Source organism: Martelella sp. AMO21009, assembly GCF_053484295.1.
Genome location: NZ_JBAKFR010000004.1, coordinates 162,204 through 176,208, shown reverse-complemented (window position 1 = coordinate 176,208; position 14,005 = coordinate 162,204). Strand labels below are relative to the sequence as shown.

Annotated in this window: 13 protein-coding genes and 2 pseudogenes; 10 read left to right on the top strand and 5 right to left on the bottom strand. The window is 61.6% G+C overall.

Annotated features, from left to right (window positions below; all coding sequences use genetic code 11):
• Nucleotides 1-166: 166 nt before the first annotated feature.
• Complete coding sequence (locus V6766_RS07025; RefSeq protein ID WP_448464893.1) at nucleotides 167-1,288, top strand: Gfo/Idh/MocA family protein; 1,122 nt, start codon at nucleotides 167-169, stop codon at nucleotides 1,286-1,288.
• A gap of 91 nt (nucleotides 1,289-1,379) precedes the next feature.
• Here V6766_RS07025 and V6766_RS07020 read toward each other — a convergent pair whose 3' ends face one another.
• From V6766_RS07020 to V6766_RS07010, 3 genes and pseudogenes are all read right to left on the bottom strand, one after another.
• On the bottom strand, nucleotides 1,380-1,676 hold the full coding sequence (locus tag V6766_RS07020) for a HigA family addiction module antitoxin (RefSeq protein WP_448464891.1): 297 nt from the start codon (nucleotides 1,674-1,676) through the stop codon (nucleotides 1,380-1,382).
• Nucleotides 1,677-1,692: 16 nt separating this feature from the next.
• A pseudogene (locus tag V6766_RS07015) lies at nucleotides 1,693-1,974 on the bottom strand (type II toxin-antitoxin system RelE/ParE family toxin).
• Nucleotides 1,975-2,019: 45 nt separating this feature from the next.
• Nucleotides 2,020-2,373, bottom strand: a complete 354-nt coding sequence (locus tag V6766_RS07010) for an FAD-dependent oxidoreductase (RefSeq protein ID WP_448464889.1) — start codon at nucleotides 2,371-2,373, stop codon at nucleotides 2,020-2,022.
• 22 nt (nucleotides 2,374-2,395) lie between these two features.
• On the opposite strand from V6766_RS07010, the pseudogene V6766_RS07005 reads away from it, so the two are divergent.
• A pseudogene (locus V6766_RS07005) lies at nucleotides 2,396-2,842 on the top strand (SDR family oxidoreductase); the annotation flags it as partial.
• A 103-nt stretch (nucleotides 2,843-2,945) separates the two neighbouring features.
• Here V6766_RS07005 and V6766_RS07000 read toward each other — a convergent pair.
• Nucleotides 2,946-3,530: a glutathione binding-like protein gene (locus V6766_RS07000; RefSeq protein ID WP_448464887.1), complete on the bottom strand. Its 585-nt coding sequence runs from the start codon at nucleotides 3,528-3,530 to the stop codon at nucleotides 2,946-2,948.
• Between the two features lie 124 nt (nucleotides 3,531-3,654).
• Here V6766_RS07000 and V6766_RS06995 point away from each other — a divergent pair, with 124 nt between their 5' ends.
• The 6 genes from V6766_RS06995 to V6766_RS06970 all read left to right on the top strand — a co-directional run bounded on the left by V6766_RS06995 (nucleotide 3,655) and on the right by V6766_RS06970 (nucleotide 9,843).
• The gene (locus tag V6766_RS06995) at nucleotides 3,655-4,023 is read left to right on the top strand and encodes a winged helix-turn-helix transcriptional regulator (protein ID WP_448464885.1); all 369 of its coding nucleotides are present in this window, start codon (nucleotides 3,655-3,657) and stop codon (nucleotides 4,021-4,023) included.
• Nucleotides 4,024-4,525: 502 nt separating this feature from the next.
• Entirely contained in the window at nucleotides 4,526-5,650 is a 1,125-nt protein-coding gene (locus V6766_RS06990) for an ROK family transcriptional regulator (protein ID WP_448464883.1), read from the top strand.
• A gap of 21 nt (nucleotides 5,651-5,671) precedes the next feature.
• Nucleotides 5,672-6,478, top strand: coding sequence for an ABC transporter permease (locus V6766_RS06985; protein WP_448464881.1), 807 nt, complete (start codon nucleotides 5,672-5,674; stop codon nucleotides 6,476-6,478).
• A complete protein-coding gene (locus V6766_RS06980) occupies nucleotides 6,471-7,253 on the top strand; it encodes an ABC transporter ATP-binding protein (protein ID WP_448464879.1) in 783 nt (260 codons plus the stop codon). Before V6766_RS06985 ends, V6766_RS06980 begins: the two co-directional genes overlap by 8 nt.
• 20 nt (nucleotides 7,254-7,273) lie before the next feature.
• Nucleotides 7,274-8,230: an aliphatic sulfonate ABC transporter substrate-binding protein gene (locus tag V6766_RS06975; RefSeq protein ID WP_448464877.1), complete on the top strand. Its 957-nt coding sequence runs from the start codon at nucleotides 7,274-7,276 to the stop codon at nucleotides 8,228-8,230.
• A 59-nt stretch (nucleotides 8,231-8,289) separates the two neighbouring features.
• Nucleotides 8,290-9,843, top strand: a complete 1,554-nt coding sequence (locus V6766_RS06970) for a sulfatase family protein (RefSeq protein ID WP_448464875.1) — start codon at nucleotides 8,290-8,292, stop codon at nucleotides 9,841-9,843.
• Nucleotides 9,844-10,063: 220 nt separating this feature from the next.
• On the opposite strand, the gene V6766_RS06965 is transcribed toward V6766_RS06970, so the two are convergent.
• Nucleotides 10,064-10,978, bottom strand: coding sequence for a LysR family transcriptional regulator (locus V6766_RS06965; RefSeq protein WP_448464873.1), 915 nt, complete (start codon nucleotides 10,976-10,978; stop codon nucleotides 10,064-10,066).
• Nucleotides 10,979-11,068: 90 nt separating this feature from the next.
• Here V6766_RS06965 and V6766_RS06960 point away from each other — a divergent pair, with 90 nt between their 5' ends.
• Together V6766_RS06960 and V6766_RS06955 are read left to right on the top strand one after the other, a co-directional pair.
• Nucleotides 11,069-12,595, top strand: coding sequence for a sulfatase (locus V6766_RS06960; RefSeq protein WP_448464871.1), 1,527 nt, complete (start codon nucleotides 11,069-11,071; stop codon nucleotides 12,593-12,595).
• 40 nt (nucleotides 12,596-12,635) lie between these two features.
• Nucleotides 12,636-13,961: an extracellular solute-binding protein gene (locus V6766_RS06955; RefSeq protein ID WP_448464869.1), complete on the top strand. Its 1,326-nt coding sequence runs from the start codon at nucleotides 12,636-12,638 to the stop codon at nucleotides 13,959-13,961.
• Nucleotides 13,962-14,005: the final 44 nt, after the last annotated feature.

Sequence of the window (14,005 nt, the reverse complement as noted above, 5' to 3'; positions counted from 1 at the left end):
TGTCGTCGCGCAGCGGATCATGGTCGGTCGCCGCGACGTAGACCTCCAGAATGTAATTTTTATTCTAAAATATTGAATTATGAAATAAAATGAATATCCCTTGGTCCTGTAACATTTTCACCATCACCTGCAATCAATGCGCCTGAGGGGCGCGGGAGGCTAGCGCATGACATCCATCGGAATTGGCCTGATCGGAACCGGCTATATGGGCAAATGCCATGCCCTGGCGTGGAACGCCGTCGGCCCGACCTTCGGCGATTGCCCGCCTGTCCGGCTCGTCCATCTGGCCGAGGTCGATCGGGACCTCGCGCGCGATAAGGCGCGGGCCTTCGGGTTCGAAAAGGCCACCGGCAGCTGGCGCGATCTCATCGCGGACCCGGAGGTGGACGTGATCTCGATCGCCGCGCCGAATGCCTTTCATCCGGATATGGCGATCGCGGCGCTGGAGAGCGGCAAGCATGTCTGGTGCGAAAAGCCGATGGCGCCCAAGTTCGAGGATGCGTTGAAGATGCGTGACGCCGCGCGGGCCGCGGGCCGCGCCGCCGTGCTCGGCTACAACTACATCCAGAACCCGATGATCCGCCAGATCGCGCGCTTTCTGGAGCAGGGGGCGATCGGCGCGGTCAATCACATCCGCATCGAGATGGACGAGGATTTCATGGCCGATCCGGACCAGTTCTTCTACTGGAAGAGCGAGGCGAGTTCCGGCTATGGCGCGCTGGACGATTTCGCCGTGCATCCGCTGTCGCTGATCCGGATGCTGTTCGGCCGGCTGGCAAGCGTCACCACGGACATGGCCAGGCCCTATGCCGAACGCCCGCTGAAGAATGGCGGGAAGCGCGCGGTGGAAACCCGTGATATCGCCAGCGTGCTGTTTCGCATGGAAGACGGCGCTTCCGGCGTGCTGATGGTCAATCGCGCCGCCTGGGGCCGCAAGGGCCGGATCGCCATCCAGATTTTCGGCTCGGCCGGATCGATCACCTATGATCAGGAGCGCATGAACGAGGTGGAACTCTACCGCGCCGGCGGGCGGGCCGAGGAGGCCGGCTATGTCCGCATTCTCGCCGGCCCGGCGCATCCGCCCTATGGCCAGTTCATTCCCGCGCCCGGCCACGGCCTCGGCTTCAACGACCTCAAGGTGATCGAGTGCCGCCACGTGATCGCGGCGATGGCCGAAGAACCCGCCCATGTGATCGACTTCGAGAAAGGCGTCGAAATCGAACGCGCGGTCCACGCCATGGCCGAAGCGCATGAAAAGCGCGGCTGGGTCGACATTGGCTACGATTGATGACGCAATCTCCGCCTGACTCCGGCAGTTCAGCGAGCGTGTTGCGCGCCGTGGATGGCCGGGTAGGCTGAGCGCGGGCTTTTCGCTTGTCTCACGCCGCTTCGAATGCCTCGATCGCGTCGATTTCGCCCTTCAGCGCTTCCGCCTGCCGTTTTAGGTCGAAGCTGCCCTGCATGTTCAGCCAGAATTGCGGCGTGGTGCGGAAGAATTTGGCAAGCCGCAGCGCGGTATCCGGCGTGATCGCCGTTTCCTCCTTTGCGATCCGTTCGATGCGGGTGCGCGGCACGTGAAGGCGCTTTGCCAGTGCGCCGGCGCTCATGTTCAGCGGGATCAGGTATTCTTCCCGCAGGATTTCACCCGGGTGGACCGGCGGCAGAATGCTGGCCATGGTTCCTGTCCTTTTCTCAATGGTAATCGACGATTTCGACATCTTCCGTGCCGCCATCCGTCCAGACAAAGCAGATGCGCCACTAATCGTTGATCCTGATCGAGTACTGACCTTTTCTATTGCCCTTCAACGCCTCCAGCCTGTTGCCCGGGGGCGAGCGCAAATCATCCAGGGCATGCGCATTGTCAATCATCGCGAGCTTTCGGATCGTCGCGCGCATTATATCGGCAGGAAAGCCTTTCGGCGCCTTGCCGCTGGCGACACTCTCCGTCGTGGCATTGCGATAGGATCGTATCACCTGTCTTCCTTTTCTATTTGTATCATAGCATGATACGCATCCCTGTCAAGCGATACGTATCACGTCACGATACAAAAAGTCCGGAACTTCTCGCGGTTCAAAGGATGGTCGCGCTGGACCGGCGACGACCTCGCCGCAGGCGGTTTTCAGGATGAATTTTTCGCCCCGCCGGGTGATGTCGAGCACGCCGCTATTGCCGAGCGCCCGGCCGCCGCGCTTCTGATAGGCGCGGTGGAAAGCCTGGAGCAACCGCAGCGGATCGGCCTGTCCGTCATAGCGCGAATAGCTGGCGCCCGGCACATCGGAAGCGATCTCGGGGACCAGCCGGCGCAGCGCCGCGTTGTCGAGAATATCGTAGTCGTCATCGCCTTCATGGCGCGACTGGAGCCGAACCTCCAATGGACGGACGGGTCGGGCCAAAAAGCAGACGGATGAAGCCGTGTTCGACGAGGTCATGACCATCAACTACAAGGCGCCATTCTTCCTGATCAAGGCCGTGGCCGACCGTATTCGGGACAATGGCCGCATCATCAATGTGTCGACGGGGTTCACCCGGATTGCGGCGCCGACACATCCGGCCTATGCGGCCTCCAAGGGAGCGCTGGAGACCTTGACGCTGGCTCTGGCCCCAGAATTCGCCACGCGCGGAATCACGGTCAATGCCGTGCTGCCGGGCGTGACGGAGACGGATATGAATGCCGAATGGCTGGCATCCCCGGATGCGCGCGCCGGGGCTGAGGCCCTCTCGGTCTTCTCACGTGTCGGAAAGCCGGAAGACATTGCCGACGTCATCGCCTTCCTGGCATCGAACGAGGCGCGCTGGACGACGGGTCAGATGATCGATGCGACCGGCGGCGCGCGGATCTGAATAGCCCCCGCTACGCGGCCATGAGAGGTCTGCTCATGGCCGTGGCGAGCGCGCCGCACTCAAGATGCGCTCGCCGCAGCGGCGTTGTCGCAAAGCTGTCTGATCAGCTCAATCCTTCTTCCGAAAGCGCCTGGATGACGGAGGGCATTGTCCTCATGCGGTTCAGGCAGTTCTGCAGATTTGCGGGCAGGTCGACGCCGCTCCTTGGCGAGACCATCAGGACCCAGAAGAGATAGCAGTCGGCAATTGTCATCTCGTTGCAGATCAGGAATGCCTTGTCGCCCATCTGATCGGCGAGGATTGTGAAGGCTTTGCTGATCTTTTCCCGGGCGCGCTGCTTTTCCGGTTCGGGGAAATTCCGGAAGAACGGGGCGTAGGCGCCATGGATTTCGCTGGACATGTAGGCGAGCGCCTCGAATGTCCGCCATCTGAGTATGCGGTCGTCGGGCAGGAGCTTGCCGCTTTCCCCGGCGATATAGGCCAGGACGACCTGGTTCTCCGTCAGAACCGTGCCGTCGTCCATCTCAAGGGCCGGAATGTAGCCCTTGGGGTTGAGCGTTAGAAAATCGCGGCCGTCCCCGGTCCTTTTTTCGTGATCGATGCTGACGAGCTGATAGGCAAGTCCGGCCTCGATGAACGCGATGTGAGTGGCCAGGCTGCAGGCGCCGGGATAATAAAGCAGCTTCATGTGTGGTCTCCTTTGTCTGAACCCGGTCAGAGTCAATGTCTGCAACCAGGTCTAAATTGTTGACCACAGCCATTTATGAGACTTAAAAAGAGCCGTCAAAAGCATAAATTCCGGAGCAGGTCAGATGGATATGACCGTCACACCCGCCGGCGCCGATTGCCGCGCCGTCAGTGAGATACTCAGCCGCATCGGCGACAAGTGGACGATCCAGGTGGTCGTCGCGCTTCGCCCGGGCCCACACCGCTTCAACGAGATCAAGCGGCGCGTCGGCGGCATTTCGCAGCAGATGCTGACCCGGACGCTCAAAACGCTGGAACGGGACGGCATGATCGAACGCAGCGTGCGCCACACCACGCCGCCGCAGGTCGAATACGCACTGACGCCGCTCGGACATTCCCTCTCCCAATCGGCAAAACGCCTCGCCGATTGGGCGGTGGCCCACCGCGAAGCGATTGCGGACAATCGCATCCGCTACGACGACCGCCAGCCTTGAGGCATTCCCGTCGCAACACGAAAGGCTCACCGGGCGCAGGGAAGGGCTATCGCATATGATCTTGTCGCTTAAGCCCACCCCCAATCTTCTTGCCCCCGAAGGGAGGGATGTCGCGACAGTGACCTTGAGGGGGAGCCTGTCACCGCGAGCGCTCTCACGCTCTGAAGCACAGCGGGCGAATTTCGGGTCCGCACAGCCACGGGCATGAGGTGAGCCTCCGTCCGGTCTTCAAACCCAAATTGACTTGCCGCACGCATCGTCTCGAACGATCCTGTTTCCGAACCGGTCATCCGCCTTGACGAGGACTAGACCGGGGACGGGATTTCCTGGTCGTTGCATGTTCACGGTTCCACCATTTCGCGCCCTTGGGCTGCGGAACGAAACCCACCAACTACCGTTGCTCTCGCCAACGCCTCGCCAGTTGACAACGGTCATCTTTTAATTTTACTAAGTAAGGAAATTAAATACAGGAGGCACCGTGAGGAGCGGAAGCGGGGAGATATTGACCAGGTTGCGAGACCAAGGCGCGATGTCGCGCGCCGAGCTGTCGCGCGTGACCGGCATTTCGTCCGCTGGCGTCACGAAAATCATGACGCAGATGATCCGCGAAGGTCTGGTGCGCGAGTGCGATCCCTCGGGCGCGTTCAGCATCGGGCGGCCCGCAACAACCGTGGAAATCTGTCCCGAGGCTCGTCATGTTCTCGGCATTCACCTTGGAGCAGGGCGGGTCCATATCGCGCTGTCGGATGCGGCGCTCAATCTTTCCCACACGCGAAGCATCACCTACGATCTGACCGAACCCGTCGAAGATTTGATCGCGCGCGTTTCGGATCTTGCCCGCAACGTTCTTCGCGACGGTGCCCTTCCTTTCAACCAAATCCTCGGTGTCGGCGTCGGCGTCCCCGGCGCCGTTGACGCGGCCGGGCGCGTCAATACGCATTCCGTGCTGACGGGATGGAAAGGGATTGCCTTTGCGGAGGCGTTCGAGCAGTCGCTCGGCCTTCCGGTCGTGCTGGAGCACAATGCTACAGCGATGGCGATGGCCGAAGCCTGTTACGGTGCGGGGCGGGCCGCGGAAAGCATTCTCTATCTTCTGCTTGGCAAGGGTATTGGCGGCGGTTTCGTTCAGACCGGAGCCGCCGAGCGGCGGAGCGTCGTCGAGATCGGCCACATCGTCGTGGAACCGGGCGGACGGCCCTGCCGATGCGGCGGGCGCGGCTGTCTCGAACGGTTCTTCTCGGAAGAGCCGCTGAGCGCGCTTGTGGGCAATCCCGATCTTCCCCGGTCGGCATTGGTTGCGGCCGCCATGGAGCGGCCGGAATGGCCGCAGCTTTACGAGTATCTGCTTCAGGCCATGTCCACGACCGTCACCCTTTTCGGTCCCGAGCGGGTCGTGCTGGGCGGCGATTTCAACGGCGCGCCCGAGCGGTTCTTCGCGGATCTGCGACGGGATCTGCCGCCACGCGTGATGCCCCAGCAGCGGCTGAAGCTTGCGATCGAACGCACAAGCCTTGACGAACCGGTCGGCGTGCAGGGCGCGGCCGGCGTCGCGCTTGAACAATTTCTTTATTCAAACGGCCCCTTGGCCGCCGCGCGGATGTCTCACCGGCAATCTGCGCGCGTTTGAGGTCGGCCACGGGAGGAACGAATGAGCGTCGCAAAAGACCTCGACATTGCCGAACCGCGCAGGGACTTCGTGTTCCGTTCGCCGAAACTTCTTTGGGGGATCGTGTCCTTTGCCTGCGGCATCGGGCTGTGGTGGCTTGCCACGGCCTCCGGCGTATCCGTGCTGCCGACGCCCCTGACGGTTTTCCAGCGCATGATCGAGCTCGCCATCTCCGGTCAGCTCTGGCTCGACATGTTCGCTTCCCTTCGCCGCGTGCTGATCGGCTTTCTCATCGGCTCGCTGATCGCTGTCCCCGTGGGCTTTCTCATGGGATGGTACAAGATTGCCCGGGCGATCATCGACCCGTGGATCCAGTTCTTCCGCGTCATCCCGCCGCTCGCCATCATTCCGCTGGCGATCGTCACGCTCGGCATCGACGAGAAGCCGAAGATCTTCGTGATCTTTCTCGCCGCCTTCCTGTCCTCCGTCGTGTCGACCTATCAGGGCGTGATCAGCGTGGACCGGACCTATATCAATGCCGCGCGGGTGCTTGGCGCCGGCGACCGGGTAATCTTCACCCAGGTCATCATTCCCGCGTCGACGCCGTTCATTCTGGTGGGCTTTCGCATCGGTCTCGGTTCGGCCTGGGCGACCGTGGTTGCCGCCGAACTCATCGCCGCGCAATCCGGCCTCGGCTTCCGCATGCAACAGGCGCAGCTCTACTACGATCTGCCGACGATCTTCGTCAGCCTTATCGCCATCGGCATTCTCGGCCTGATCATGGACCGCATTGTCGTGCGTGCCGAAGAGCGCCTGACCCATTGGCAGGAAAGAATTCATCATGACTGATCAAAACCCCAAGATCGCGTTTCGCAATGTGAGCAAGTCCTTTGGCGAGGGCGACAAGTCGTTTGTGGCGCTCAGGGACCTGACGCTGGATATCGCCGACGGCGAGATCGTCACGGTGGTCGGGCCGTCGGGTTGCGGCAAGTCGACGGCGATGAACATCGTCGCGGGGCTCACAGGCGTCACCTCGGGCGAATGCCTGGTCAATGGCAAGGCGGTCAACGGCCCCGGTCCCGATCGCGGCGTCATCTTCCAGCAATACGCGCTGTTTCCCTGGCTGACCGTGATCAAGAATGTCGAGTTCGGCCTGAAGCTGCAGGGCATGGGCCGGGAACAGCGCCGCGAGCGCGCGCTGCATTACCTCGATCTCGTCGGGCTCAAGGATTTCGCCGAAGCCTACCCCAAGACGCTGTCCGGCGGCATGAAGCAGCGTTGCGCGATCGCCAGGGCCTATGCCGTCAATCCCAGCGTGCTTTTGATGGATGAACCCTTCGGCGCGCTCGATGCGCTGACGCGGGTCAAGCTGCAGGACCAGTTGCTCGACACCTGGTCCAAGGACAGGCGGACCGTCATGTTCATCACCCACGATGTCGACGAGGCCGTCTACATCGCCCACCGCGTTGTCGTTCTTGCGGCCCGCCCCGGGCGCCTGCAGGAAATCATCAATGTCGACCTGCCGTTTCCGCGCAATGAGGAAATCCGGCTGTCGCCTGAATTCACCGAGATCAGAAACAATGTCTGGCGGGCGGTCTATGACCGGTCCCAACAGGCGGCATGAGCAAAACGGAGGAGAAAGTCATGCTGAAGAAACTGGTACTCATGGCCGCGGTTGCCGCGGCTGCCCTGTCCGGCCCGGCCAGCGCCGAGGAGCTCGACAAGATCCGGATGGGCTATATCGCCGATTATTTCGGAACGAGCGTTGCGGCCATCGCCACCGAAGAGGATCTCTGGGCCAAGCACGGCCTTGAGGCGGACCTCAAGGTCTTCACCAATGGTCCGATCCAGGTGCAGGCGCTCAATGCCGGCTCGCTCGACTTCGCCTATATCGGTCCCGGCGCGCTCTGGCTGCCGGCCAGCGGCCAGGCCAAGGTCATCGCCGTCAACGCGCTTGGCTATACCGATCGCGTGATCGCCCAGCCGGGCATCGACAGCATTGCCGATCTGAAGGGCAAGAAGGTCGGCGTGCCGGAAGGCACGTCCGGCGACATGCTGCTGCGCCTGGCGCTCGAAAAGGCGGGCATGACGCTCGACGATATCGACGTGATCCCGATGGATCCCTCGACCGTGGTGACGGCCTTTGCCTCGGGGCAGGTGGATGCGGCCGGTATCTGGTACCCCTTCGTCGACGTCATCAAGAAGCGCGTTCCGGACCTCAAGGAGCTGAGCTCCAATGAGGACTTCTTCCCCGATATCGCGTTCCCGTCGAGCTTTATCGTCAGCGATGCCAAGGCCGGCGATGAAGACGTCATCAAGAAGGTGGATGCGGTCATCAAGGAAGCGATCGACTTCCGCCGCGAGAACCCGGAAAAGTCGGTTGAAATCACCGCCTCGTTCCTGAATGTGCCGGCCGAGCCGCTGCTGGCGGAATCCAAGCTCGCCAAGCTGCCGTCAAGCGAGGAACTGGAGCAGCTGACCCGCGACGGGAAGGTCGACAACTGGTTCGATACGCTTGCCGGGCTCTATGCCGATTTCGGCAAGATCGAGAATCCGCTGCCGGCATCGGAATTCTATCTGGGCAAGCTTTACGCCGAATAAGACTTACCACGGGGCGGCCAGTGCCGGCCGCCCCGTTTCTTCACGCATCAGGAGCCGAAATGACCCGCCCCAACATCATCTTCATCATGTCCGACGATCATGCCTCGCGGGCCATTTCGGCCTATGGCGCGGGCATCAACAACACGCCGAACCTTGACCGGCTGGCTAATGAAGGCGTGCGGAGCGATGCGACCTATGTGACCAATTCGATTTGCACGCCGTCCCGCGCCGCGATCCTGACGGGAACGCACAACCACGTGAACGGCGTAACGACGCTCTCGACCCATATCGACAACCGCCTGCCCAACGTCGCCAAGGCGCTGAAGGCCGGCGGCTATGCGACCGCGATCTTCGGCAAATGGCATCTGGGCGAAGGCCCGGCCCACGAGCCGACCGGTTTTGACGAATGGGCGGTCGTGCCGGGGCAGGGGGATTACTGGGATCCGGGCTTCCATTTCCCGGATGGTTACCGCCGGGTGCCGGGCTATGCCACCGACGTCATCACCGACATGTCCGTCGATTTCATCGAGCGCCACAAGGACGAGCCCTTCTTCCTGATGTGCCACCACAAGGCGCCGCACCGCAATTGGCAGTATCATCCGCGCTACAGGGATATTCACGAGCCGGGCACGATCCCGCTGCCGCCGACCTTCGAGGACACCTATGAAAACCGCGCCGCGGCGGCCGCCGCCGCGAAGATGCGCATCAAGTCCGACATGCTCTATGAAGACCTCGGCCTCGTCCAGCCGGAGGGCGGCGCCGAAATCGCCGGCGAACTGATGGTCGAGGGCTGGCCGGCGCGCAAGATCCCCGAACTGAAGGACGGCGAGACCATCTCCGTGATCTGCGCGGAGACCGGCAAGACCTTCACCTTCGACGATCCGAAGGCCTTCGCCGAATTCAAGTACCAGCGCTACATGTCGCGCTATCTGCGCACCGTGCAGGCGATCGACGACGGCGTCGGGCGGATGCTGGATAAGCTCGATGCGCTGGGCCTCGCTGAAAACACGGTGGTGATCTACACCTCCGATCAGGGCTTCTTCCTCGGCGAGCATGGCTGGTTCGACAAGCGCTTCATGTATGAGGAAAGCTACCAGATGCCGTTCCTGTGCCGTTATCCGGCGGAGATCGCGGCCGGCCGCACCTCCAGCGACATCGCCTGTAATGTCGACTTCGCCCCGACCTTCCTCGACTGGGCGGGCGTCGCCAAGCCGAGCTATATGCAGGGCACATCGATGCGGGCGATGCTGCGCGGCGAGACGCCTGAGGATTGGGACCAACTCGCCTATCACCGCTACTGGATGCACAATGACGAGATCCACGAAGCGTGGGCGCATTACGGCGTGCGCGATCAGCGCTACAAGCTGATCTACTGGTACAACAAGGCGCTCGGACAGGATGGCGCGCGCGAAAACAACGCGCCCCCGGAATGGGAACTGTTCGACTGCGACAAGGACCCGATGGAGCTCTTCAACGTCGCAAACGACCCCGCCTATGGCGACATCTTCAAGACGATGCTCGCCAAACTCGATGCCAGGCAGGCCGATATCGGCGACCTGCCGGAGCATGACAGCGCGGAGGTCCTGGCAGGGCTGTCGGCAAAGTCCGGGTGAGACCGTCTCAGGAGCGGCGGCAGTGCCGGCGAAAAGCCCGGCACTCATCGGCCTGCCTTCAGCGCTGCCGATGCCTCAACTCATCCACTGGCCGCCGTCGACATTGTATGTCTGGGCGAGAATGTAGTCGGCCTCTGCGGAAGCCAGGAAGACGCCATGCCGGAAAGTTTCTCCGGCCGCGCATAGCGTCAGGCAGGAGCGCCGGCCTCGACCTCCGCCTTCAATCAGCACCGTTCGTTGCCCTGAACTCGTCGAGATAGCTAAGGAGCGTCCGGAACGGGGCGGCGTGGGTCAGCGTCTTGCGGTAGTAGATCGCGGTCGGGAACTGGTAGAGCGGTTCATCAAGCGGCATCACCCGGATATCGGGGCCGGAAAACCGCTCCAGGAACGGGCGGGCGATGAAGGCGAGGTAGCGCCCGCTGCGCACCAGTTCCAGCGTCGCCAGCAGGGACTTGGTCTTGACCGCGATGTTGAGAGAGCGCCCGGCCTTCTGCTCGATGCGGGTCAGCACCCGATCGATCAGTTCGGTGTCGTCCTGGTAGATCACCACCGGCGTCTCGAAGAAATCGTCGAGCCTGACGCTTTGACGCTTCGCAAGCGGCGAGGGCAGGCCGCAGGCAACGGCGAAATCCACCGTCAGGAGCGTGGACCGGACGAAGCCTTCTTCCTGAAAGGCCGCATTGTCGGAACCGAAGACGATATCGGCGCGTCCTTCCTTGAGCGCCGTCAAGGCCCTGGCGCTTACCGCGATATCGAGGTCCACTTCCAGCTCTGGATACTGCTCCTGCAGCCTGCGGATGATATCCGGCAGGTAGCAATAGCCCCAGGCCATGCCCGCCGAAATCCTGAGCGCGCCGATCCGCCCCGTCGCGAGATCGTTGATTTCCTCGCGGGCCAGCCTCAGTTCATCCAGCATGCGGCGCGAGCGTATATAAAGCCGTTCGCCCATCGGGGTGAGCACGATGCCCTTCTGGGTGCGCTCGAACAGCCTGCAGCCGAAGATATCCTCGATATTCTGCACCGACTGCGTCAGCGCCGGCTGCGACAGGTTGAGGTCCTGCGAGGCCCGCTTGATGCTGCCGGCGTCGCTGACGGCGACGAACCGGCGGGCGAGGTGAATATAGGTGTCCTGCATATAGGTTTTTCCAATATCAATTTCAAAATTGATATTAGTCATGAATACCAGATAAGACTAGTAATCCCTCAAGTCCGAGGGAGGAACTTTATGCGAGCGATTTTCTGCCTGTTCGATTCGCTGAACAAGACGGCCATCGAGGCCTATGGCCTGGGGTCGGTGAAGACCCCGAATTTCGACCGGTTTGCAAAACGCTCCATCGTCTACGACAATCACTATGTCGGCTCGCTGCCCTGCATGCCGGCCCGCCGCGACCTGCACACCGGCCGCATGAATTTCATGCACAGAAGCTGGGGGCCGCTCGAGCCGTTCGACAATTCCTTCCCGGAACTCCTGCGCGAGGGCGGCATCTACAGCCATCTCGTGACCGATCACCTGCATTATTTCGAGGATGGCGGCGCGACCTATCACAACCGCTTCACAAGCTACGACTTCATTCGCGGCCAGGAATACGACCCCTGGAAAGCCATGGTCGAACCGCCGCTGGAGCGCTTCCGGGCGATCTACGCCAACAAGCACTATCCGTTCGGCGAAGGCGAAAAACCGCAAGGCCGCGCGGCGGTGCGCTTCCAGCATGCGATCAACAACACCTTCATTACCGAGGAAGAGGATTATCCGGGGCCGCGCTGCTTCGCCTCGGCTTTCGATTTCCTCGACGTCAATCACAAGGCCGACAACTGGCTGATGATGCTGGAATGCTTCGATCCGCATGAGCCGTTCCGCGCGCCGGACCGCTTCAAGGAGGCCTACAAGACCGGCTGGAACGGCGGCGTGCTTGACTGGCCGCTTTATGCCAAGGTCAATGACAGCGCCGAGGAGATCGCCGAAATCCGCGCCAACTACGCGGCGCTCGTTGCCATGTGCGACGAGTATTTCGGCAAGCTGCTCGACTATATGGACGAGCACGACATGTGGAAGGACACGGCGCTGATCCTTTCGACCGATCACGGCCTGCTCCTTTCCGAACATGACTGGTGGGGCAAGAACCTGCAGCCCTACTATCAGGAACTCGCCAATATTCCGCTGATGGTTCATGATCCGCGCACGCCGGAACGCGCCGGCACACGTTCGGATCGCCTGACCCAGACGCATGACCTGATGCCGACGCTGCTCGACCTTTTCGGGGTGGATGTTCCCGCTGAAGTGTGCGGCAGTTCGGTGCTTGCCGACGACGACGAACATGAGGTTGCGATCTACGGCATGTTCGGCGGGCCGATCGGCGTCAATGACGGCCGCTACGCCTATTACATCTATCCGGACGATCTCTATGCGCCCGGCCTTTACGAATACACGCTGATGCCCTCGCATATCCGCGCGCCCTTCAGTTCCGAGGAAATGAAAACCGCCGAGCTTCGGGAACCGTTCGGCTTCACCAAGGAGATGCCGATCCTGAAGATCGACGCGCTGATGAACGCGGCGCGCATTCCGATCCATGATGGCGAAGCGTTCCAGGATATCGGCACGCGGCTCTACGATCTTGAGGGCGATCCCAAGCAGGAAAGTCCGTTTCGCGACGATGCCGTTGAAAGCCGTCTCAGGGCCGCGCTTTGCCGCGTTCTGGCCGATCATGACTGCCCGGAAGAGATTTACACGCGTTACGGGCTCACGCCGGCCTAGAACAAGCCGGAACCAGTTACAGGACCAAAGGGAGGAAAAAATGGGACTGTTTTCATCGATTTCAAAAGCCGGCTGGACCGGCGCCATCGGCATCGCCACGCTGATGGCGGGCACGACGCTGTCCGCCAACGCCGCCGAGCCGATCACCATCCTGATCAACAGCTCGCCATGGTATGCGGGCTTCGAGGCCGTGGTGGACCAATACGAGAAGGACACCGGCAACACCGTCGAAATCGACAGGACGCCCTATGGCGGCCTGCTCGAAAAGGCCCGCAATGCCGTGCGCGGCCAGGAAAGCCCCTATGACCTCGTCAATCTCGACAATGGCTGGGTGGTCGAGTTCTATTCCGGCGGCTTTCTCTCGCCGTTCAACGATATCGATCCGGACTTCAAACTTCCCGACGAGGCGATCACGGCCGGCGGCTCGATCTACTGGAACGAGGACAAGCAGTGGCCGACGCCCGACGGCGGCAAGCTGATGGCGTTCAGCCCGAATGCCAATGCGCATCTGTGGTACTATCGCTCCGACCTGATCGACACGCCGCCGGCAACCTATGACGACGTGCTGGCCAATTGCGCCAAGCTCAACAATCCGCCCGACATGTATGGCGCTGTGCTGCGCGGCGAACGCGGCAACCCGATCCGCTTCGCCTTCACGCCGCACATGCTCGCCTATGGCGGCTCTATTCTGAAGGACCCCGAAAACGGCGACTTCACCGTGACCTTCAACAGTCCGGAAGTGCTTGAGGCGCTGAACATGTTCCTCAAGATCAACAATGACTGCAGCGTCGACAATCCGGGCTCCGTCGGCCAGAGCGAGATGATCCAGCTCACCGTCACGGGCAAGGCCGCGCAGGCTGGTATTGTTGTTGCCGCCCAGGCACAGATGGACGACCCGCAGAAATCGATCGTGGTCGACAAGATCGGCTATGCGCCGATGCCCTATCCTGCCGGCGGCAAGCCTGCAGGCGTGTTCGGAAGCTGGCAGATGGCCATCCCGGAAAACATTTCGGATGAGCGCAAACAGGCGGCGCTTGAATTCGTCGACTATTTCATGAGCGCGGATGCGCAGCAGCTCTACGTCGAGGCCGGTGGCATTCCGGTGCGGTTCGACACGCTGCGCGGGCCGTTGTCCCAGGAGACCAAGTATCGGTGGATGGAGCCTTACGCGACCGTTGCCGAGAACGCGACCCAGGTGCTGCTCTACAAGGAAGGCGCGCAGGTTGAGGAAGTCCTGGGCCTCAGGCTGAACCAGGCCCTGATCGGCGAACTTTCTCCGGAAGAGGCCCTGAACACCGCAGCAGAGGAAATCCACGCCATTCTCGAAAAATCCGGCCGCAAGACCGGCATGCTGCAGCCGCTCTAAGCGGACGTTTCAAGACAGAAATCCGGGGCCGCCAATGGCGGCCC